Genomic DNA, 19,120 nt, shown 5'->3' on the forward strand with positions numbered 1-19,120 from the left:
TGGCGCGCCTCTAGGCTGGGGGCATGATGACGTCACCCAGTTCGTGCTCGCTCGATTGGGAAGCGGCCGGCATGCCTGCGTGGGGGACGGCGAAGGTGGCACGCGTCATCGTCGCCGTCGAGGTGCCGGGCGCGTGGGGACGCGATGCCGTCGGCGATTCCGGGCTGCCGCAACCTGCGGACACAACGCTGTACCTCATCCGTCGTGTCGGGCGACATGCCGTGGCGGGTGAGACGGCCCGGGTGTTCGTCGGCGGTGGTTTCGGTGACGAACCGTGGCTCGTCGAAGCTACCCTGCGACGCGAAGACGTGACAGGTCTGCTCACCGGCGATGTGGCAGATCGCGCGAGGTTGGCGTGTTTCGGTTTCGCCGCACGCCCCGAGCCTGTGCTGCTCGTGTGCACGAACGGCCGCCGCGATGCCTGCTGTGCCGTCCGTGCCCGGCCCGTCGCGGAGGCTGCGCATGCCGCCGCACCCGACAACGTGTGGGAGGTCTCGCACATCGGCGGACATCGGTTCGCGCCGACGGCAATCCATCTGCCGAGCGGCCAGACGTTTGGCCGGCTCACTGGTCAGGCGGCCGCTCAGCTCGCGACGACGACGATGACTTCGACGCTCGATCCTGCTGTGCAGCAGTCTTTCTCATCGACCACACACCGCGGGCGAATCGACCTGCCGCCCGTCGCTCAGGTGGCAGAGACGTGGTGGCGCGAGCGCCATCCGGGCCTGACGATGGCCCCCGTCAACGACATCGGGGTACCCGTAGCCGACCGCCAGGACGGGTGGCTCGTCTCCCTGCCCGACGGAACGACCCTGGCCGTCACGTCGGTCGTCGGTGAGCCGCTTCGCGACTCGTGCCTCAAGGACGCGAAACCGTCCGCGTCCTACAGCGCGCGGGTGAGCTGAGTTCTCCTCGATCACATGCTCAGGGCGTCATGCCTTCGTCGACCCGCCTGCCTCCGTGTTGACGGCACTGTCAGGCGCAGCATCGGCTGTTGAATCGGCCCCCGCGAGTTCGACGGGGTCGCGCTGGCCCGGTGGGTCGTCATTCGTCGCAGAGTCGTCGTCGTCGAGATCCTTCTTCGCGTCGCGTTGCGCGGCGTCGAGCGTCGAGCTCTTCACCTCGTAGCGCGTCTTGTAGAGGTCGAGGATGGCCATGGCCGTCGCGGCGGCGGGCACACCGAGCAAACCGCCGGCGAGGCCGAACATGTTCGCGCCGGCGAGGGCGGATGCGAACGAGACGGCCGGGTGGACGTCGACGGCGCGTGCGCTGATGTTCGGCTCGATCGTGACGTTCTCGACCTGCTGGTAGACGATCGCGAAGATGAGGATGAACAGGCCGGTGATCGGTTTGTCGCTCGTCGCGCCGACGAGGACGGGCAGGACGATCGAGATGTACGTGCCGATGTTGGGCACGAACTGCGCGATGATGCCCGTCCACAACCCGAGCGCCAGCCAGTACGGCATGCCGATGAGCATCATGAACGTGCCGTGAATCGTCGCCGAGATCGTCGCGAGGATGAAGCGCGCCGCGACGTACCCGCCGACCTTTGCGACGAACACCTCCCACACCGTCAGCACGACGCGCTGCTGACGCGGCGGGAACAGCCCTGCCACCCAGGTGCGCAGACGCGGTAGGCCGGCCGAGATGTAACAGGTGAAGAAGATGAGGACGAACAGGTTGAACGCCGTGGACACGACGCTCGTCACGAGCCCGAGGACGCCGCCGGCCAGCTGCGAACCGTAGTTCGCGACGTTGTCGGGCGTCAGGTTGACGCTCGAGAGCAGCTTGTTGATGTCGTAGTCGGTGTCGAACTTGCGGTTGACCCAGTCGACGCAATCCGTGACGAGGCCGGGCGCCGCACTGATGAGCGCCTGCACCTCGTCGACGAGGAGGCCCCCGAACGCGGCGAAGAACCCTACGACGGCGCACGCCAGCAGCAGGACGACGAGACCCGTCGCGAGCGCACGCGGCATGTGCTTCGCGAAGCGCGACACGGCCGGTTCGATGGCTGCGGCGAGGAAGAACGCCATGACGACGTTGAAGACGACCGAACCCGCCGACCCCGTCAGATAACCGAGGGCGGTGAGCAGGGCGAGGGCGCCGATGACGATCCAGGTGGCATGCCACACCGACTTGAGGTCCAGAGAGACCTTGAGGTGCTGCGGTTCGTCGTCACCGACATCGGCGCGCCTGAACAGTGTCATGTCGTCGTCGTTTCGCTCGCTGAGTGATCTGGCGTGATCCTCTCACGAGGTGGTGACATCGACATGTTCCTTGGGCCGCGCCGCCCTACGATGCCTGCATGCCCCGATTGCACATCGCCCAGAACGACCGTGCCGACGCCGTCATCTCGGAGCGTCTGTTCGGGCTGCTCGTCGGAATGCTGCTCGAGCAGCAGATCGCGATGGAGGTGGCGTTCTCCGGCCCCGCCAAGATCTACGACCGGTTCGGCACGCTCGATCCGACGAAGATCGCCGCGATCGAACCGGGTGAGTTCGTCGAGAAGTGCACGACGCCTCCCGCCCTTCACCGTCACGGCCGCTCGATGGCAGAGCGCGTGCAGAAGCTCGCCGCCGTGCGCGACGACTACGACGGCGGCACCCACCCCATATGGGCGACGGACGACGCCGCCGACTCGCTGCAGAAGGTTCGCGAGACGAAACGTGAGATGAAGGCGGCGAAGAAGGCCGCAGCCCGATCGTGACGGCGGCGTCAGCGGCACCTCGCCGACGTTGGGCGAGGGACGCCGCGCTGCCAGGGGGGCTCAGGTGCGCAACCACGCCACGAGACCCGCGCAGCCGCACGCCCACAGGACGCTGACGAACGTGCCGATGATGAACCGTTCGGCGACGGCCGACTTCTCGCCGCTGCGCAGCTCCGGATAACGCCCGAGCCCCTTGACGGCGAGAACGATCGCGATCGCCTCCGGCCACGACGCGACGAGCCCCGCGAAGATCGCCAACCGCTCAAGCGCACCGATCCACGCGCCGCCGCGCAGGATCGTGGCGGCCTGTTCGACCCCGTCCGAGGACTCCGGCAGGCTCTCCCCCACCTCGGACGACCGACGATCGACGCTGCGGAACACGAGCGTCGTCATGACACCACCACCCGCGAGCGCCAGTGACCCGAACAGCGTGACGACGAGAACACCCCTGACATCCATGGCCCGACGGTAGACGCCGCCACCGACAGTGGTGAAGACACAGGCCGGGACGACCCGTTCCGTCAGGCGCAACGCCGAGCCGGGTGAGGGCCGGGCTGGTGATCCGAGCGCGCCCACAGCCGTCATGCCGCGGGCGCACACGCTCAGACCATGTCGCCTCTCGAGCGGCGCCGCCCCTCAGCAGGGCTGAGCGCGCGCAGCGTCCATGAGGCGCGTGGCGAGGCGCATGCCGGCGTCGCTCTCCTCGACGGCTGCGGCCCGCGCGCGTTGGCTGACGGCCGAGGGGGTGATGTCGAGTGCGGCGGCGACCTCGCGCCCCGTCAGCCCCTGCCCCAAGAGTTCGGCGACAGCCCACCCCGCAGGTGTGCGGCGATGCCAGAGCAGGTGCAGCAGCGCCAACGCCGCGTCGAGGTCGGCCCCCGCCTCGGGCGCCGAAGGAGCCCGAACGGCCACGCGCGCCGGCACGAGCCGGGACGCCTCGACCGCCTCACGCGCCGCGATGAACGCCTCACCCGAGGCGGCACGCACATCGTCGGGTACGGGCGTCACGACCGCGCCGATGCCGACCCCCACCCGCCAGCACCCGAGGCGCGCCAGCTGTTCGAGCGCCTCGACCGTATCGCTCGAACGCGTGAACAGGGCCTGGATCTCATCCCCCGCCGTCCGCGCGAAGCCGCGCGCAGACCCCCCGCTCGACGGGAGGGCGCGCAGCGCTCGCAGGGCGGAGGGCACGGCGTCGTCGCCAGAGCGGCTGTCGACCTGATCCGCCGTCAGCACCACGAGAGAGGATCGGAGTGAAGGCATAAACCTAAACTAGCGGAAGTTAAGGGGAAAAACTTCATTCGTAGAATCGTCCAGATCGACCATCCGCCGACGCTCAGCCTGACCACAGGGCGCCAGAACGACGGGGACGGCCCCACTCCCCCGGCCAGCCGTCATCGCGGACACCCCTGCCCGAGACCGACGAAGCCAGATGACGGTTGCCGCACCCCGCTCGGCCCGGCGCGCCCCACGAGTCAGGCAGCGAGTCGATACCGCCGGAAGGACGGGACGAGCAGGCCCACGAGCACGACACCGATGACGACGCACACGCCGCCGAGCCACGCCGTCGTCGCCGCTCCGATCGCGGTCGCGCCGGCGCCGTGGATGACGTCCGCGATGCGTGGGCCGCCGGCGACGACGACGAGGAACACGCCCTGCAGCCGCCCGCGCACCTCGTCGCTCGCGGCCGTCTGAAGCATCGACGTGCGGAAGGCCGCGGAAACCATGTCGGCCGCACCTCCGATGACGAGGGCGATGAACGCGAGCCAGAACACGACGTCGACGCGCCCGTTCGCGAGCGCTACCGCCGCACCGAACCCGATGATGGCGAGGCCCCACACGAGCACCGCGGCCAGCACGGCGACGCCGTGTCGTCGCACGCGCGACACCCACCCGGAGAACACGCCGCCGAGCACGGCGCCGACAGGGATCGCCGCGAACAGCCACGCGAACGCGAAACCACCCCCGAGCGGACCGCCGAACGACTCGTGCGCGATCTGGGGAAACTCCGAGCGCGGCATGCCGAACACCATCGCGATGAGGTCGACGACGAAGCTCGCGAGCAGGACGGGGTGACGCGTCAGGTAGCGCAACCCGTCGAGAACCGACGAAAAACCGGCCTTGATGACCTCACCGATCGGCGGCAGCGCGGGCATGCGGAACACGGCCCACAGCGTCGAGAGCAGGCAGATCGTGTCGATCGCGTACATCCACGAGAACCCGAGCACGGGGATGAGCGCGCCGGCGAGCAGCGGGCCGGCAATGCCACCGGCCATCGCGACCGTCATGAGCAGCGAGTTCGCGGCGGGCAGCAACTCGGGTTCGAGCAGGCGCGGCAGCGACGACTGCAACGCCGGTTGATGCAGCGCGAACAACGCCTGCTGTGCTGCGAACAGGCACAGCAGCACCCAGACGTTGACGCCGCCCGCTGCCGCCTGCGCCCAGAACAGCGCACTCGCGACGACCAAGCCGCCCGAGGTGAACATCAGGATCCGTCGACGATCGTGCGCGTCGGCGAGCGATCCGCCGTACAGGCCGAACACGATGAGCGGCACGAGGCCGAACAACCCCGTCAGCCCGACGTAACTCGAATCGCGCGTCTGCGCGTAGATCTGCGCGGGCACGGACACGATCGTCAGCTGGGCGCCGATGACGGTGACGATGTCGGCGATCCACAACCGCCGGAAGGCGGGGTTGCGCAACGGCCGCGTGTCGGCGAGAACCGAGCGAAACCGTTGCAGCCGAGTCGAACTCATGCGTCGATGCGCTCGGTATCGAGATCGCTGGCGCTGGAGATGATGAAATCCTTGCGCGGCGCGACCTCGCTGCCCATGAGCAGGTCGAACACCTGCTCGGCCATCTCGGCGTCCTTGAGCGTGACACGACGCAGCGTGCGGTGGCGCGGGTCCATCGTCGTCTCCGCGAGCTGGTCGGCGTCCATCTCACCGAGGCCCTTGTAGCGCTGCGGCTGCTTGAACGTGCGGCCCTTCTTCTCCCACGCCGCGACGGTGGCTCGCATCTCGTCCTCGGAATAGGTGTAGATGACCTCACCCTTCGCGCGGCCCTGCGCGCTCACCTCGAGACGGTGCAGCGGCGGCATCGCGGCGTACACGCGCCCCGCCGCGACGAGCGGACGCATGTAGCGGAAGAACAACGTCAGCAGCAGCGTGCGGATGTGGGCGCCGTCGACGTCGGCGTCCGTCATGAGGATGATCTTGCCGTAGCGCACCATGTCGAGGTCGAAACTGCGCCCCGAACCCCCTCCGACGACCTGGATGATCGAGGCGCACTCCGCGTTCTTCAGCATGTCGCCGACGGACGCCTTCTGCACGTTGAGGATCTTGCCGCGGATCGGCAGCAGCGCCTGGTACTCCGAGTTGCGCGCCGCCATGCCCGTACCTAGCGCCGAGTCGCCCTCGACGATGAACAGCTCGCTGCGCTCACCGTCGGTCGAGCGGCAGTCCTTCAGCTTGCCCGGCAGGCTCGAGGACTCGAGCGCCGTCTTGCGACGCTGCGTCTCCTTGTGGGCGCGCGCGCTGATGCGCGACTTCATCTCGGCGACGACCTTCTCCAGCAGTAGCGCGGCCTGCGCCTTGTCGTCACGCTTCGTCGACGTCAGGTGCGCGCTCAGCTCTTTCTCGACGACCTTGCTGACGATGGCGCGCACGGCCGCGGTGCCGAGCACCTCCTTCGTCTGGCCCTCGAACTGCGGCTCCGCGAGGCGAACGGTGACGACGGCTGTCAGACCGGCGAGGACGTCGTCCTTCTCGACCTTGTCATTGCCGACCTTGAGCTTGCGCGCGTTGACCTCGAGCTGCTTCTTGAACACCTTCATGAGCGCCTGCTCGAAACCGGTGTTGTGCGTGCCGCCCTTCGGCGTCGCGATGATGTTGACGAAGCTGCGCACCTTCGTCTCGTACCCGGTGCCCCAGCGCAGCGCGATGTCGACGCCGCACTCGCGCGTCACGTCCTGGCTCGTCATGTGGCCGCTCGATTCGTCGAGCACCGGCACCGTCTCGGTGAACGACCCGCTGCCCTGCAGGCGCCAGATGCCGGTGACGGCGGCGTCGGGCGCGAGGTACTCGCAGAACTCGCTGATGCCGCCGTCGTGGAGGAAGGTCTCCTCGTGCGGGCCGTTCTCCCCCGGCGTACCGGCGAGACCCCGCTCGTCACGAATGATGATGGTGAGGCCCGGCACGAGGAAACTCGTCTGACGAGCGCGCGCGATGAGCTGGTCGTAGTCGAACTGCGCGGTCTTGAGGAAGATCGTCGTGTCGGCCCAGTAGCGCACGCGCGAACCGGTGACGCCGCGCCTGGCCTTGCCGACAACCTCGAGCTGGCTGCCGGACTCGAACGGCGTGAACGGGTTCGTCGGGCTTTTCGCGAGCGGATCGGAGGAGTCGCCGTCGGCGAACGTGCCGGGCTCGCCGCGGCGGAAACTCATGCCGTACGTCTTGCTCGCACGGTCGACCTCGACGTCGAGACGCGAACTGAGCGCGTTGACGACGGACGCACCGACGCCGTGCAGACCACCGGAGGCCGTGTACGACCCGCCACCGAACTTGCCGCCCGCGTGCAGTTTCGTGAAGACGACCTCGACGCCCGACAGACCCGTGCGCGGCTCGACGTCGACGGGAATGCCGCGGCCGTTGTCGCGCACCTCGACGGAGCCGTCGGGCAGGAGGATGACCTCGATGCGGTCGCAGTACCCGCCGAGCGCCTCGTCGACGGCGTTGTCGATGATCTCCCAGAGGCAGTGCATGAGGCCGCGACCGTCGGTCGAGCCGATGTACATGCCGGGACGCTTGCGGACGGCCTCGAGCCCCTCGAGCACCTGGAGGTGGCGGGCGGTGTAGTTCTCTTGGTTCTCGCTGGGCGACACCTGGGGAATCTCCTTGACCTTCGTCACGCGCACACTCGACATGTGCCTCGACACGCTATCGGACGAACCCCGTCGTTCCGCGTCGCCACGCGCAAGCCGTCCCTCGTGGGCGCTCCGGCATGTGGTGTGCATGGTGGTGTGCGGCCGCGGGTGCACGTGGGTCGAGGCAATCGCTCGGGCACGCGAGGACGCCCGCAGATCGGAACCGGCTTCGCGGGAATGCCTCCACGTGGAAGACTGTTGTTCATTGTCGAGAACCACATTCGTGTGGGTTCACGAATACGCGTGAGACGGCCCCCGCGCCGTCCGACGAGGAGGATGGATATGACCGCAACGATGGAACAGACGATGACCGCCGCCGACCGCTGCGACCGCTGTGGCGCCCAGGCGTTCATCAAGGCCGTCATGTCCGAAGGTCTCGAACTGCGCTTCTGCGGCCACCACGGCCGTGAGCACCTCGACAAGCTGCGGGAGGTCGCCGTCGAGGTCATCGACGAAACCCCCCGCCTCAGCGAGGTCTGAGCATCTCGCCCCTTCGGCACAGCGAACCGTTCGGCCCCGCGCCCTCGATCATCGAGGCGCGGGGCCGAACGCATGCCGGGGGCACTGTCGGACGCACCCGGGCATGAGGCCTCGCGCGATGGGTGTCGTACGATCGGTGCCGTGCGACTGCCGCCGCGCGACGGCGGTGATCTCGGGCGCAGCGATGCGCTGATGGGCCATGATGAACACCATGGTGGTCTCCACAGAAACCTTGACGACGCTCGGTGCGGCCCTGCTCGTCGCGGTCGGCATCGCCGGCCTCATCGTGCCCGTCCTACCGGGCCTCGCGTGCGTCGTGCTCGGCGTGCTCGTCTGGGCCATCGGCCAGTCGAGCACGGCGGCATGGGTGGTGTTCGCTGTCGCGTGCATCCTCGCGGTCGCAGGCTATGTCGTGCAGGTTCTCGTGCCGGGGCGTCAGCTCTCGCGGGGTGGGGTCGCGCGGCGCAGCAACATCGTCGGGCTCGTGTGCGCGGTGGTCGGCTTCTTCGTCGTCCCCGTGATCGGGCTGCTGCTGGGCTTCGTCATCGGCGTGTTCTTGGCGGAGAGCGCACGACTGCGTGATCGCGCGCAGGCGTGGACAGCGACCCGCGTCGCCATCCGGGCAGCGCTGACGTCGGTGGGCATCGAACTGGCCGCAGCCGTGACGATCGCCGTCGGCTGGGCCATCGCTGCGTTCGCGCTGGCACGGTGAGCGGGGCACGCCGAGCGTCATCGCTGCAGACGAGCAGCGAACACTCACGTCAGCGACGCCGCTGCCGGTTCACCATCCCTGGTTCTCGTAGCGGCGACGCTCCCAGCGCTGCTCCATCCGCTGCATGAAGTCGCCCTGCGGACGAGGAGCCGAGGAGCGCGGCCGAGCGGTGCGCCCCGGACGAGCCATGCGCGGCATCCGCGACGCGGGGTGCGCGCCGGTCTGGGCCGTGATGCCCTCGAACGAGTTCGGGTCGACGACGTGCAGGGCGGGCCGTGACGGCGTCTGCACGGACAGCAGGGCACCCGCGGCGATGACCAGCATGCCGACGAGACCCAACCACATGTGCGAGGAGTACGTGCCGACGGCGGTGAGGCTGAGGCCTGCGAGGCAGACCGCGCCGGCGAAGAGGGCGCGCCTGCGTCGACGGCGGCGCTCCGGGTCGGCCTGCATCGTCGAGGCGAACTTGGGATCCTCGGCGGAAAGCTGCGCCTCGAGCTGCTCCAACGTGCGCAACTCATGCTCGGACAACGGCATGGTGGCCCTCCATCCCTTCGTCACCCCACATGATGCACACCTCGTGCGGCGGGTGACACATAACGTCAGTTGTAGCACTTCAGCGCGGTGCACGACGGGGAAAGTGCATCACACCCTGACCTTTCACGCCAGAGCCTGCCACCATGGGCCGCCCGTGCCCGCTCATCCGACGAGGCTCGCCGGGCGCACGATGCCTGCCCCGAAGCGCGCGCTCGCCCGATCGATCGCCCGATCCGCCTCCCGCCATCCGTTCTCACGCTCCCCGAGCCGGATCTGCCGCGACGTCTGGCGCACGTCCTTCAACCCCTGCACCCGCACCCCGACGAGCCGCACCCGCGCGCGTTGCAGGGCGAGCGCGTCGAACAATTGCGCTGCGACGTCGTAGATCTCGCGGCTGACGTCGGTGTGCTCGGGCAGCGTGCGCGAGCGCGTGATCGTCGTGAAGTCCGAGAACCTCACCTTGAGCACGACCGTCCGACCCGCGACCTGCGCCGCCCGCATCCGCGCCGCCACCCGATCGCTCAGCTTGAGCAGCTCGCGCTTGATCTCGACGGCGTCGTCGAGGTCGGCGGGAAACGTCTCGTCCGAACCGATGCTGCGCTCGGGTTCGTGCGGGACAACGCGGCGCTCGTCATGCCCCCAGGCGAGGCGGTGCAGGGTGACGCCCGCGCTCTGCCCGAGGGCGCGCACGAGCGTGCGTTCGGGCAGGTGTGCGACATCGCCGACGGTGCGCAGCCCGAGGCGATGCAGTTTCTCCTTCGTCGTCTCACCCACGCCCCACAGCGCCTCGACGGGCAGCGGGTGGAGGAAGTCGAGGGTCTCGTGGCGCTCGACGAGGAGCAGCCCGTCAGGTTTCGCGCGCGTCGAGGCCAGCTTGGCGACGAACTTGACCGGCGCGATGCCGACCGAGCACGTGATCATCTGCTCGTCCGCGACGGCGTCACGCAGTTGGTGCCCGAGCGCAACCGCCTGACGCGGTGTCGGTGCCACCCCGCTCACGTCGAGGAACGCCTCGTCGAGTGAGATGGGTTCGACGAGCGGCGTCACCTGAGCGAACAGGTGCATGACGGCTCCCGAGATGCGCGAGTACAGCTCGGCGTCGGGTGGCAGCACCACCGCCTGCGGGCACAGCCTGCGCGCGCGCCCCATGGGCATGCCGGAGTTCACCCCGGACCGTCGCGCCTCGTACGTGGCGGACAGCACCACCCCGCGACCCGCACCCCCGACGATGACGGGGGTGCCCACGAGTTCGGGGCGCTCGATGAGCGACGCCGAGGCGTAGAAGGCGTCCATGTCGACGTGCAGGATCATCGTTTCCATCCTCCTGAGCTTCCCGGGCTCGCGTGCCACAGGTGTGACGGAGCCTCACCCTCGCCGGGCAGTTCGGCGCGCGAGGCACGAAGCGCCTCCCCCGCCGGTTTGATGTCGGTGTACGGCGACTGCGCGAACCCCGACGCGTGCACGAGCTGACGCCGCCCGCGCGCGGCCCCGACCGAGCGCTCCGCCCCGCGCCGCTCGCTCTCCTCGACGAGACGGTGGACCCCGGCCTCGCCGTCGTGCTCCCACGCCTTCCACGCCTGCGCCAGATCCCACGCTCCCGTCGCGCGGATCGAGACCCCACGCGGGCCGGTGCGGCGCACGACGCCCCGCACGAGGAGCATCCACGCGTGGAAGACCGTGTCGGCGTAGGGGCCCTGGACGTCCTCGAAGAACGTCGCGTCGGCCGGGCCCGTACCGTCGTCGACGGTGAGGAAGATGACGCGTCGCCCCGAACGCACCGGCGGTGTCTGCGTGGCGACCTTGATGCCGGCGCACCACACCGTCTCGCCGCCGTGCAGCGACGCGAGGTCACAGGCCCGGCTGACGCCCAACGCCCGCACGAGAGGCGCGTAGAACTGCATGACGTGCCCGCTGACGTCCAACCCGAGGATGTCGAGCTCGGCCCGCACCTTCTCGGCCGGGGTGAACTCGGGCAGGCCACTGCTCACCGCCTCACCGTCGTCGAGCATGTCGAAGGCCAGCTGCGAGCCCTGCGTCTCGTACCGCTCGTGCGGCCGTCGCCCCTGCGCCTGACGACGCGCCGCCTCGACGCTGTCGAAAGCCATCACCGTTCCTGCGGCCCCGTCCGCGTTCACAGACGCGCCCACGCCCGGGGCCGAACTGATCATGCGACGGCGAGCGCCACGCGTCAGACGCGCCGAGGCGTGCCGATCCAACCGTTCGAGGTCGTCGAGCTCGAGCAGCAGATCTCGCCGCGTCGGTGCGCCGCATACGCCGGGTCGTCCGGTGCCGTGCAGTGCGTCGAAGGCGCCGACGAGCAGCAACCGCTCGACGACGGGCCGGCTCAGACCCGCCCGGCGCCACACGTCCGTCAGGCTCGTGTAGGGCTGGCCCTCCACGAGTGACGTCATCTCGCGCTCGCTCATACCCTTGACGTCGAGGAAACCGATGCGCAACCCGAGATGGTCGTCCTCGCTGCCCTCGCCCGGCACGCGCTCGATGCGGTACTCGCGGCGCGAGGCGTTGATGTCGACGCCCAGCACGGGCACGCCGAACGTCCGCACGTCGGCGAGGATGAGTCGCTTGGGGTACATCCCCGGGTCGTGGGTGAGCACGCCTGCGACGAACGCGGCGAGGTGATGGGTCTTCAACCACGCCGACTGATAGGTGGGGACGGCGAACGCGGCGGCGTGAGCCTTGCAGAAACCGAACGAGGCGAACGCGGCGAGCACCTCCCAGATGCGGTCGCGTTCCGCGCTCGTGTAGCCGCGGTGCTGCGCGGCCTCGCGCCACCACAGTTCGATCTTCTCCTGCCCGGTGCTCGAGCCCATCGCCCGTCGCACCTCGTCGGCCTGCGCCAGCGTGATGCCGGTCGTCTGCGCGAAGATGCGCAGCACCTGTTCGTGGAAGACGACGACACCCATCGTCTCCTCCAGCACCGGGCGCAGACTCTCGTGCAGGTACTCGGGCGGCGCCCACCCCTGCCGCGCGCGCAGGAACGGGGTGATCATGTCGCTCTTGACCGGCCCGGGGCGGAACAGCGAGATGTCGATGATGAGGTCTTCGAAACGCTGCGGCCCGAACTTGCCGATGAGTTCCCGCTGCCCGGGCGACTCGATCTGGAAGCACCCCAGGGTGCGCGTCGTGCGGATGAGCTCGAAGGTGGCCTCGTCGTCGAACGGCACGCACTCGGGGTCGTCGAGGTCGACGACGGCACCCTCGACGCGTTCGATCTCGGCGACGGCGTGGGCCATGGCCGACTGCATGCGGATGCCGAGCACGTCGAGCTTGAGCAGCCCCAGCGTCTCGACGTCGTCCTTGTCGAACTGACTCATCGGGAAACCGAGCCAGCTCGCCTCCATCGGCGTGCGCTGCGCCAGCCCGGCGTTCGACAGGATCACCCCGCACGGATGCAGCGCGATGTGCCGCGGCAGCCCGTCGAGGCGCTCGACGAGGTCGAACAGCCGGTCGAGCTCCGGTTCGGCGAGCCCGCGCGCCCGCAGCTCGGGCAACTCCTCGATCGCATGCCGCACGTCACGGGCCGCGACGTGCGGGAAGGCCTTCGCGATGACGTCGACGTCGGCCGGCACCATCCCGAGCGCGGCACCGGCGTCACGGATGGCGTGGCGCACCCGGTAGGTCTCCATCATCGACACGCACGTCACCCGCTCCCCGCCGAAGCGCTCCATGATGCGTTCGTAGATCTCGGTGCGGCGCGCCGACTCGACGTCGATGTCGATGTCGGGCAGCGACGCGCGGGCCCTCGTGCAGAACCGCTCCATGAGCAGTCGGTGCTCGATGGGGTCGACCCCGCTGATGCCGAGCAGATAGGTGATGAGGCTGCCCGCGCCCGACCCGCGGGCCGCGACGCGCCCGCCCATGTCGCGGATGAGGTCGCAGACCTGCGCGACGGTGAGGAAGTACGTCGGATACCCGAGGTGACGCACCACGTCGAGCTCCTCCTCGAGCCGCTCCAGCACCTCGCGCCGTTTCGCCTTCGACGCGTGCGGGTAGCGTCCGTTCACCGCGGCGTGACAGCGCTCGCTGAGCACCCGCTGCGGGTCGGTGCCCATCAGGCCCAGCACCTCGACCTCGGGCAGGTGCACCGCCCCGATGCCGATGTCTCGGAACGGGTGCTGGACGCACGCCTGCGCCAGTCGGTCGCTCGCCCCGATGAGCTCGAGCGCGGCGCCGAGATCACCCAGCCCTTCGGCGAGCGCCTCGGCCTGCGCCAGCATCTGCGCCTCAGGGCGCAGATGGCCCTGAACGCTCGTGCGATCCAGGTGACGCAGGTCGAGCGCCACCCCACGGCGCGCCGCGTCGAGGACGTCGGCAGTGATCGCCTCGTCGACCTCACCATGGCGCACCCAGCCGCTCAGCACGGCGGGCACGCCGCACCGACGGGCGAGGCGCCACAGGTTCGTCGCGTGACGCCGACTGGCCATCGCCTCGGGCGGGCCGTCGTGGCAGGCCACCTCGAGGGCGAGCGCACCGTGCGGGAGAGCGGTTCGCCAGCGACGCACCAGGGCCTCGGCCTCGGCGTGACGACCGCGCAGGAGTGCCTGCCCGACGTCCGAATCCGGGCCGAGGAGCACCGTGAGTGCCGGCTGGTTCGGTTCGCTCTCGTGCGTGACGTGCGCGGCCACCCGGTCGAGACTCGTGGCGGGCGCGCCGCGCTCACCGCTCAGATGAGCGTCGGTGACGAGACGGCACAGCTGGGCCCACCCCAGCCCCGGCGCGAGCCCCGACGCCGCACCGCGGGCGAGGACGGTGACGCGCGGGCTCCGCTCGTCCCGCGCCGGGCCACCCTTGGCGGGGGTACGCGCCCGCAGCACGCGCTCGGGCGCCAGCGCGAGGTCGACGCCGAGGATCGGCTCGAGGCCTGCGGCGGTGCACGCCTCGACGAACTTGACGCTGCCGTACAGACCGTCGCGGTCGGTGAGCGCGAGGCGTCCGTACCCGAGCTCGGCGGCGCGGGCGACGAGTGTCGCGGGTGGGGTCGTGCCGTACTGCAGCGAGTACGACGAGGCGACCCGAAGGTGCGTGAACTGCATGGTTCACCTCACCTGGACCGGGGTCATGCGCGAACCGACCGGCGCGAGCGGCGGGAGACCGGCGTGCTCGAGGACGATCTGCAGGAACGTCTCGGCCTGCCGCACGAGATCGTCGGCCTCTCGTGCGGCGGGCACGAGGATGCCTGCGCTCACGGCGCGGCTGCGGCGCCCGCTCTCGGTGAAGAACGCCGCCCATTCACCCAGCTCGGGCGCGTGCTGGGCAAGCGTCACCCACGCACTGCGCGGCTTGGAGCTGAGGCTGCGCGGCGCCTTCCACGCGAGCAACCCAGCAGCGGCGCGCAGCGCCGCGAGATGCGCCGCGACGTAGCGCTGCGAACTCGTCGAGACGGTGCAGGCCTCGACGAGGGTGTCGTGGGAACGCGCGACGAGGTCGAGCAGATCGGTGGAGCAGACGGCGGGGACGTCGTTCGTCGAGGTGACCGACGTCGACGTGGTCGGGGCTGTGGTCAGGGTCGTCATGGGGCACTTCCTTCGTCGATGGGGCGGGAACGGACGGTTCAGTCGATGAGCTCAGTCGGTGAGGGCGCGCAGCGACCAGCGCTCACCGTGGTGCACGAGGTGGAAGACCCCGCTCGAGGCGCGGCGCCCGGCCGTCGCCTCGACACGCCAGGTGCGTTGCTCGAGCCGGCGCTGGACGTCAGGGGCGCCCTGCTCGTCAGGTGTCGTGGGACGGGCCGGATCACGCCACCACGGCACCCGTTCACGCCAGGTGTCGAGCACCTGCGTCACTCGGTAGCGACGCCCGCGCCACTCGAAGACCACGGGCCTGCCGCACGCGTCGACCCCCATGGCGACGACGTCGTCGTACTCGCGCATCACACGACCTCCTCCTCGGTGGAGGGCAGAGCCCTCCCCACGAAAAATCGAACTTCTGTTCGATGAGAAGAATGTACGACCGACGTCTGACAACCCCGTCAGGTCGCGGTTCCCACGCCGCTACGCGTAGGCTCACGGGTAGCCGATCTGGAAAAGGAAACGCACCGTGCCCGACTCTCTCGATGCGCCGCGCCTGCTCGAACGACTGCAGGAGACCCTCGATGCCGAGGTGAGCCATCAGCGCGACGTCCTCGCCCCCCTCGGCGGCCAGACCGACCTCATGCTCGACGCCGTCGCCACCCTCCTGCGCGGAGGCAAACGTGTGCGTGCGTCGTTCCTGTACTGGGGTTACCGCGCCGCCGGTGGAGCCGACAGCGACGCCCTCGTGCGCTGCGCCGCGTCGATGGAGCTGTTCCAGGCCGCCGCGTTGCTGCACGACGACGTCATGGACGCGAGCGACACCCGACGCGGCATGCCCGCCGCGCACCGGGCGATGGCCGCCGCGCACCGCAGCCGCGGTCTCGACGGTGACGCCGACCGCTTCGGCGAGGCCGGCGCCATCCTGGCCGGCGACCTGTGCCTGACGTGGGCCGACGAGATGTACGCGACGAGCGGCCTGCCCGCCGACGAGGTCGCGCGCGGCCGCGCCGTCTTCGACCTCATGCGCACGCAGCTCATGGGCGGTCAGTTCCTCGACGTCCTCGAGGCCTCGACGCCCTGGGCGACGATGGGCACGCCCGAGCGCATCGCGCGTGCGCTGCGCGTCATCCGTTTCAAGAGCGCCAAGTACACGATGGAGCACCCCCTGCTCATCGGTGCGGCGAGCGCGGGCGCCTCCCCCGACGTCACGCAGGCCCTGTCGCAGTACGGTCTCGCGCTCGGTGAGGCCTACCAGCTGCGTGACGACCTGCTCGGCGTCTTCGGCGACCCGGCCCAGACGGGCAAGCCCGCCGGCGACGACCTGCGCGAGGGCAAGCGCACCGTCCTCGTCGCTCACCTGCTCGACGCCGCCGGTGACGAGCCGGAGGTCGGCACGTTCTTCGCCGAGCGTTTCGGCCACGACGACCTGCGCGAGGACGAGGTCGAACGCATCCGTGTGCTCGCTCGCGAATCAGGGGCCGTCGACGCCGTCGAAACGTGCATCGCCGAGGGCGCTCAGCGTGCCCGCGCGGCGTTGGACGGCGTGCGCAGCCAGGTGCCGGCCGACGCCTACGCCGCGCTGGAGGCGTTCATCGAGTCGACGACGGCCCGCACGTTCTGACGCGGCAGCTCGCGATCAGAACGCGTCCTCCATGGCGCGCTTGCGCACCTCGGCCTTGCGGCCCGCGCGCAGCATGTCGATCGGTGCCCCGTCGATCGGGAGGGTCTCGTCCGGCGTGCACAGCCAACGGATGGCCTCGTCGTCGTCGAACCCGCCGTCGTTGAGCACCGTGACGGTGCCCATGAGCGAGGCGAGCACGCCGCCGCCCTGGATGAAGGCGGCCGGCACCGCGACGACGTTGCGTTCCCCGACGCGGCTCGCGATGATCTCGCGGTCGGCGATCATCTGACGCACCTGGCGCAGCGACATGCCGAGCGCCTCGGCGAGGTCGGGTACGGTCAGCCAGTCGCCGACGAGGGTCTCGAGGTCAGGTGCGGTTGCGTCATTCACCCTCACAGGGTGCCAGAGACTCTCTCATCGGCGCACGTCGAGCGCGCCTCCACCAAAACGTCACAGCCGCGACCTAGCGTGGACACATGCCCGCCCTTCTCGCCCTGCCCGTCGCCGTCCACAGCGCCGCCCAGCCCGTGCACCACCAGCTGCGCGGCCCGCAGTCGCACGCCGAGACGCCGACGTCACACCGCGCGAACGCCGCGAAGAAGCCGGTGCGCAGGATGGCGACGACGCGCGTGCGCGCCGGTGACACCGTCTACGGCATCGCGCGACGCATGCACTCCAGCGTCGCAGCCATCGTCAAGGCGAATCCCGGCATCGAGGTGCGCCGCCTGCTCCCCGGCACGACGCTGCGCGTCCCCGTCGCTACCTCCGCCGCGCACACGCCGTCACCCCACCCGGCGACGAAGCCCACCCGCCCGGCAACGAAGCCCACCCGCCCGGCGACGAAACCCGCAGCCACGCCGCACCCGGGCCCCTCGACGCACGCCCCGAAGCCGAAGCACGTCGTCCGCTACGCCGGGACGGCGGCGGCGCGCGGCTATCCGGCGTCCCTCGTCGCCTCCGGTGACCGCCACCGCCGTCAGCTCGCCGCGGCCGACCTGCCCGGGCAGGCGCAGATCCGCGCGATGATCACCTCGACCGCGAAGCGCTACGGCGTCAGCCCGAAGCTCGCCCTCGCGATCGGCTGGCAGGAATCGGGTCACCGGCAGAGCGCCGTCTCGGTCTGCGACGCCCTCGGCACGATGCAGGTCATGCCCACGACCGGGCAGTGGGCCGGCTCCATCGTGCATCGTCACCTCGACCTGCTCGACACGCAGGACAACATCACCGCCGGCGTCGTAACGCTGCGTTTCCTCACCGAGCACGCGCACGATCAGAACGAGGCCATCGCCGCCTACTACCAAGGTCTTGGAGCAGTGCGCGCGCACGGCATGTACCCCGACACCCGCCGGTACGTCGCGAGCGTCAATACCCACATGAAGCGTTTCTCCTGACGCGGGCGTGCACAGCCGACGCACACGCGGAGCCGCCTAGACTGCGCTCGTGGAGCCGATCCAAGCCGACCCCCTCATCGGGCAGCTGATCGAACGCCGCTATCAGGTGAGAAGCCACCTGGCCGACGGCGGGATGGGGCGCGTCTACGTCGCGCACGACACACGCCTCGAGCGCGACGTCGCGTTCAAGGTGCTGCGCGCCGACCTCGCACGCGACCCCGCCTTCGTCACCCGCTTCCAGCGCGAGGCGCGCGCCGCCGCACGGCTCAGCCACCCGCACGTCGTCGCCGTCCACGACCAGGGGCGCGACGGTGACGTCGTGTTCCTCGCGATGGAACTCGTCGACGGCGTCACGATGCGCGACGTCATCAACCGTGGCGGACGCCCCACCGGCGAGCTGCTCGCACTGTTCGAGCAGGTGCTCGACGGGCTCGGCGCCGCCCATCACGCGGGCCTCGTCCACCGCGACATCAAGCCCGAGAACATCCTCATCAGCTCGCGCGGGGTCGTGAAGATCGCCGATTTCGGTCTGGCGCGCGCCGTCTCGTCGGCGCGCTCGTCCGTGAGCGCCGACAACGAGATGCTCATCGGCACCGCCTCCTACCTCGCGCCCGAGCAGGTGGAACCCGCCCGATTCGGCCACTCCGGTCCGCGCGGCGACGTCTACGCCTCCGCCCTCGTCCTCGCCGAGATGTTGACGGGGCGTCGCTCGTTCGACGGCGACTCCCCGGTCCAGGTCGCCTACCGCCACGTCCACGAAGCGCCGCATCCACCCTCGAGCGCTGACGCGTCCCTGGCCCCCCTCGACGCCTGGTTCACCCGCGCGACGAGCAAGATGCCCGCCGATCGTCCGGCCGACGCCACCGCCTCCGCCCACGAACTGCACGCCGCGCGCGCCCGGCTGACGCCCGAGGCCCTGGGTCACCCCGCCCCGCCGGCCGCCCACGTCACCGCGCCAACCGCCCAGCTTGACGTGCCGGCCGCCTCGCCGGACGCCTATGGCGTCGAGGGCACGATCGCTCCTGGTGCCATCCCATCCACCGGCCAGGACGGCGGCAGGCCGACCGGTGCCCCGACCGGCCCACAGGGTGCTGACGAAGGCCGGAGCGCGGCGCTGCGCCCTGCCCACACGCACGTCATCCCGGCGACGACCACCCAGACGCTCGGCGCGACACCCGCGGGCGGCCCGCGCCGTCGTCGTCGCTGGCCGTGGGTCG

General features: G+C 70.1%; 18 protein-coding genes. 7 read left to right on the top strand and 11 right to left on the bottom strand.

Annotated features, from left to right (window positions below):
* Window positions 1–23: 23 nt before the first annotated feature.
* Entirely contained in the window at window positions 24–905 is an 882-nt protein-coding gene (locus tag B2284_RS02455; protein ID WP_136788321.1) for a sucrase ferredoxin, read from the top strand.
* A gap of 27 nt (window positions 906–932) precedes the next feature.
* Here the strand turns inward: B2284_RS02455 and B2284_RS02460 are convergent, their stop codons facing one another.
* On the bottom strand, window positions 933–2,207 hold the full coding sequence (locus B2284_RS02460) for an AI-2E family transporter (protein WP_136788322.1): 1,275 nt from the start codon (window positions 2,205–2,207) through the stop codon (window positions 933–935).
* A gap of 98 nt (window positions 2,208–2,305) precedes the next feature.
* On the opposite strand from B2284_RS02460, the gene B2284_RS02465 reads away from it, so the two are divergent.
* On the top strand, window positions 2,306–2,707 hold the full coding sequence (locus tag B2284_RS02465) for an HhH-GDP family DNA glycosylase (protein WP_006946872.1): 402 nt from the start codon (window positions 2,306–2,308) through the stop codon (window positions 2,705–2,707).
* A gap of 60 nt (window positions 2,708–2,767) precedes the next feature.
* On the opposite strand, the gene B2284_RS02470 is transcribed toward B2284_RS02465, so the two are convergent.
* The 4 genes from B2284_RS02470 to B2284_RS02485 all read right to left on the bottom strand — a co-directional run bounded on the left by B2284_RS02470 (window position 2,768) and on the right by B2284_RS02485 (window position 7,631).
* Window positions 2,768–3,166, bottom strand: a complete 399-nt coding sequence (locus tag B2284_RS02470; protein ID WP_231729351.1) for a hypothetical protein — start codon at window positions 3,164–3,166, stop codon at window positions 2,768–2,770.
* Between the two features lie 177 nt (window positions 3,167–3,343).
* A complete protein-coding gene (locus B2284_RS02475; RefSeq protein ID WP_136788323.1) occupies window positions 3,344–3,970 on the bottom strand; it encodes a hypothetical protein in 627 nt (208 codons plus the stop codon).
* 212 nt (window positions 3,971–4,182) lie between these two features.
* Window positions 4,183–5,463: an MFS transporter gene (locus tag B2284_RS02480; protein ID WP_136788324.1), complete on the bottom strand. Its 1,281-nt coding sequence runs from the start codon at window positions 5,461–5,463 to the stop codon at window positions 4,183–4,185.
* Entirely contained in the window at window positions 5,460–7,631 is a 2,172-nt protein-coding gene (locus B2284_RS02485; RefSeq protein ID WP_136788325.1) for a DNA gyrase/topoisomerase IV subunit B, read from the bottom strand. Before B2284_RS02485 ends, B2284_RS02480 begins: the two co-directional genes overlap by 4 nt.
* Window positions 7,632–7,913: 282 nt before the next feature.
* Here B2284_RS02485 and B2284_RS02490 point away from each other — a divergent pair, with 282 nt between their 5' ends.
* Both B2284_RS02490 and B2284_RS02495 read left to right on the top strand, forming a co-directional pair.
* Window positions 7,914–8,111 (top strand): DUF7455 domain-containing protein, encoded by a 198-nt coding sequence (locus B2284_RS02490; RefSeq protein ID WP_006946873.1) that lies wholly within the window; start codon window positions 7,914–7,916, stop codon window positions 8,109–8,111.
* A 211-nt stretch (window positions 8,112–8,322) separates the two neighbouring features.
* Complete coding sequence (locus B2284_RS02495; protein WP_231729353.1) at window positions 8,323–8,823, top strand: DUF456 domain-containing protein; 501 nt, start codon at window positions 8,323–8,325, stop codon at window positions 8,821–8,823.
* A 69-nt stretch (window positions 8,824–8,892) separates the two neighbouring features.
* On the opposite strand, the gene B2284_RS02500 is transcribed toward B2284_RS02495, so the two are convergent.
* The 5 genes from B2284_RS02500 to B2284_RS02520 all read right to left on the bottom strand — a co-directional run bounded on the left by B2284_RS02500 (window position 8,893) and on the right by B2284_RS02520 (window position 15,251).
* A complete protein-coding gene (locus B2284_RS02500; RefSeq protein WP_136788326.1) occupies window positions 8,893–9,360 on the bottom strand; it encodes a DUF3040 domain-containing protein in 468 nt (155 codons plus the stop codon).
* A 162-nt stretch (window positions 9,361–9,522) separates the two neighbouring features.
* A complete protein-coding gene (dinB, locus tag B2284_RS02505) occupies window positions 9,523–10,671 on the bottom strand; it encodes a DNA polymerase IV (RefSeq protein WP_062255907.1) in 1,149 nt (382 codons plus the stop codon).
* Entirely contained in the window at window positions 10,668–14,414 is a 3,747-nt protein-coding gene (locus B2284_RS02510) for a DNA polymerase III subunit alpha (protein ID WP_136788327.1), read from the bottom strand. Before B2284_RS02510 ends, dinB begins: the two co-directional genes overlap by 4 nt.
* Window positions 14,415–14,417: 3 nt before the next feature.
* Window positions 14,418–14,894, bottom strand: a complete 477-nt coding sequence (locus B2284_RS02515) for an SAV_6107 family HEPN domain-containing protein (RefSeq protein WP_062258230.1) — start codon at window positions 14,892–14,894, stop codon at window positions 14,418–14,420.
* A 51-nt stretch (window positions 14,895–14,945) separates the two neighbouring features.
* Window positions 14,946–15,251, bottom strand: coding sequence for a DUF6504 family protein (locus B2284_RS02520; RefSeq protein ID WP_136788344.1), 306 nt, complete (start codon window positions 15,249–15,251; stop codon window positions 14,946–14,948).
* Window positions 15,252–15,417: 166 nt separating this feature from the next.
* Here B2284_RS02520 and B2284_RS02525 point away from each other — a divergent pair, with 166 nt between their 5' ends.
* A complete protein-coding gene (locus B2284_RS02525) occupies window positions 15,418–16,512 on the top strand; it encodes a polyprenyl synthetase family protein (RefSeq protein ID WP_136788328.1) in 1,095 nt (364 codons plus the stop codon).
* 15 nt (window positions 16,513–16,527) lie between these two features.
* On the opposite strand, the gene B2284_RS02530 is transcribed toward B2284_RS02525, so the two are convergent.
* Entirely contained in the window at window positions 16,528–16,902 is a 375-nt protein-coding gene (locus B2284_RS02530) for an Rv2175c family DNA-binding protein (protein ID WP_006946890.1), read from the bottom strand.
* 86 nt (window positions 16,903–16,988) lie between these two features.
* Here B2284_RS02530 and B2284_RS02535 point away from each other — a divergent pair, with 86 nt between their 5' ends.
* Both B2284_RS02535 and B2284_RS02540 read left to right on the top strand, forming a co-directional pair.
* Window positions 16,989–17,903 (top strand): transglycosylase SLT domain-containing protein, encoded by a 915-nt coding sequence (locus B2284_RS02535; RefSeq protein ID WP_136788329.1) that lies wholly within the window; start codon window positions 16,989–16,991, stop codon window positions 17,901–17,903.
* Between the two features lie 49 nt (window positions 17,904–17,952).
* A partial coding sequence (locus tag B2284_RS02540) for a protein kinase domain-containing protein (protein ID WP_286697141.1) occupies window positions 17,953–19,120 on the top strand: 1,168 nt, incomplete at its 3' end.

Origin of the sequence: Dermacoccus sp. UBA1591, assembly GCF_002322065.1 — a bacterium.
Taxonomy (GTDB): domain Bacteria; phylum Actinomycetota; class Actinomycetes; order Actinomycetales; family Dermatophilaceae; genus Dermacoccus; species Dermacoccus nishinomiyaensis.

Bases quoted from the DNA above. Each gene is read 5' to 3' on its own strand.
- B2284_RS02455 (WP_136788321.1), top strand. From the start codon at position 24: ATGATGACGTCACCCAGTTCGTGCTCGCTCGATTGGGAAGCGGCCGGC.
- B2284_RS02485 (WP_136788325.1), bottom strand. From the start codon at position 7,631: ATGTCGAGTGTGCGCGTGACGAAGGTCAAGGAGATTCCCCAGGTGTCG.
- B2284_RS02520 (WP_136788344.1), bottom strand. From the start codon at position 15,251: ATGCGCGAGTACGACGACGTCGTCGCCATGGGGGTCGACGCGTGCGGC.
- B2284_RS02510 (WP_136788327.1), bottom strand. From the start codon at position 14,414: ATGCAGTTCACGCACCTTCGGGTCGCCTCGTCGTACTCGCTGCAGTAC.
- dinB (WP_062255907.1), bottom strand. From the start codon at position 10,671: ATGATCCTGCACGTCGACATGGACGCCTTCTACGCCTCGGCGTCGCTC.
- B2284_RS02475 (WP_136788323.1), bottom strand. From the start codon at position 3,970: ATGCCTTCACTCCGATCCTCTCTCGTGGTGCTGACGGCGGATCAGGTC.
- B2284_RS02465 (WP_006946872.1), top strand. From the start codon at position 2,306: ATGCCCCGATTGCACATCGCCCAGAACGACCGTGCCGACGCCGTCATC.
- B2284_RS02500 (WP_136788326.1), bottom strand. From the start codon at position 9,360: ATGCCGTTGTCCGAGCATGAGTTGCGCACGTTGGAGCAGCTCGAGGCG.
- B2284_RS02535 (WP_136788329.1), top strand. From the start codon at position 16,989: ATGCCCGCCCTTCTCGCCCTGCCCGTCGCCGTCCACAGCGCCGCCCAG.
- B2284_RS02470 (WP_231729351.1), bottom strand. From the start codon at position 3,166: ATGGATGTCAGGGGTGTTCTCGTCGTCACGCTGTTCGGGTCACTGGCG.
- B2284_RS02495 (WP_231729353.1), top strand. From the start codon at position 8,323: ATGGTGGTCTCCACAGAAACCTTGACGACGCTCGGTGCGGCCCTGCTC.
- B2284_RS02490 (WP_006946873.1), top strand. From the start codon at position 7,914: ATGACCGCAACGATGGAACAGACGATGACCGCCGCCGACCGCTGCGAC.
- B2284_RS02480 (WP_136788324.1), bottom strand. From the start codon at position 5,463: ATGAGTTCGACTCGGCTGCAACGGTTTCGCTCGGTTCTCGCCGACACG.
- B2284_RS02515 (WP_062258230.1), bottom strand. From the start codon at position 14,894: ATGACGACCCTGACCACAGCCCCGACCACGTCGACGTCGGTCACCTCG.
- B2284_RS02460 (WP_136788322.1), bottom strand. From the start codon at position 2,207: ATGACACTGTTCAGGCGCGCCGATGTCGGTGACGACGAACCGCAGCAC.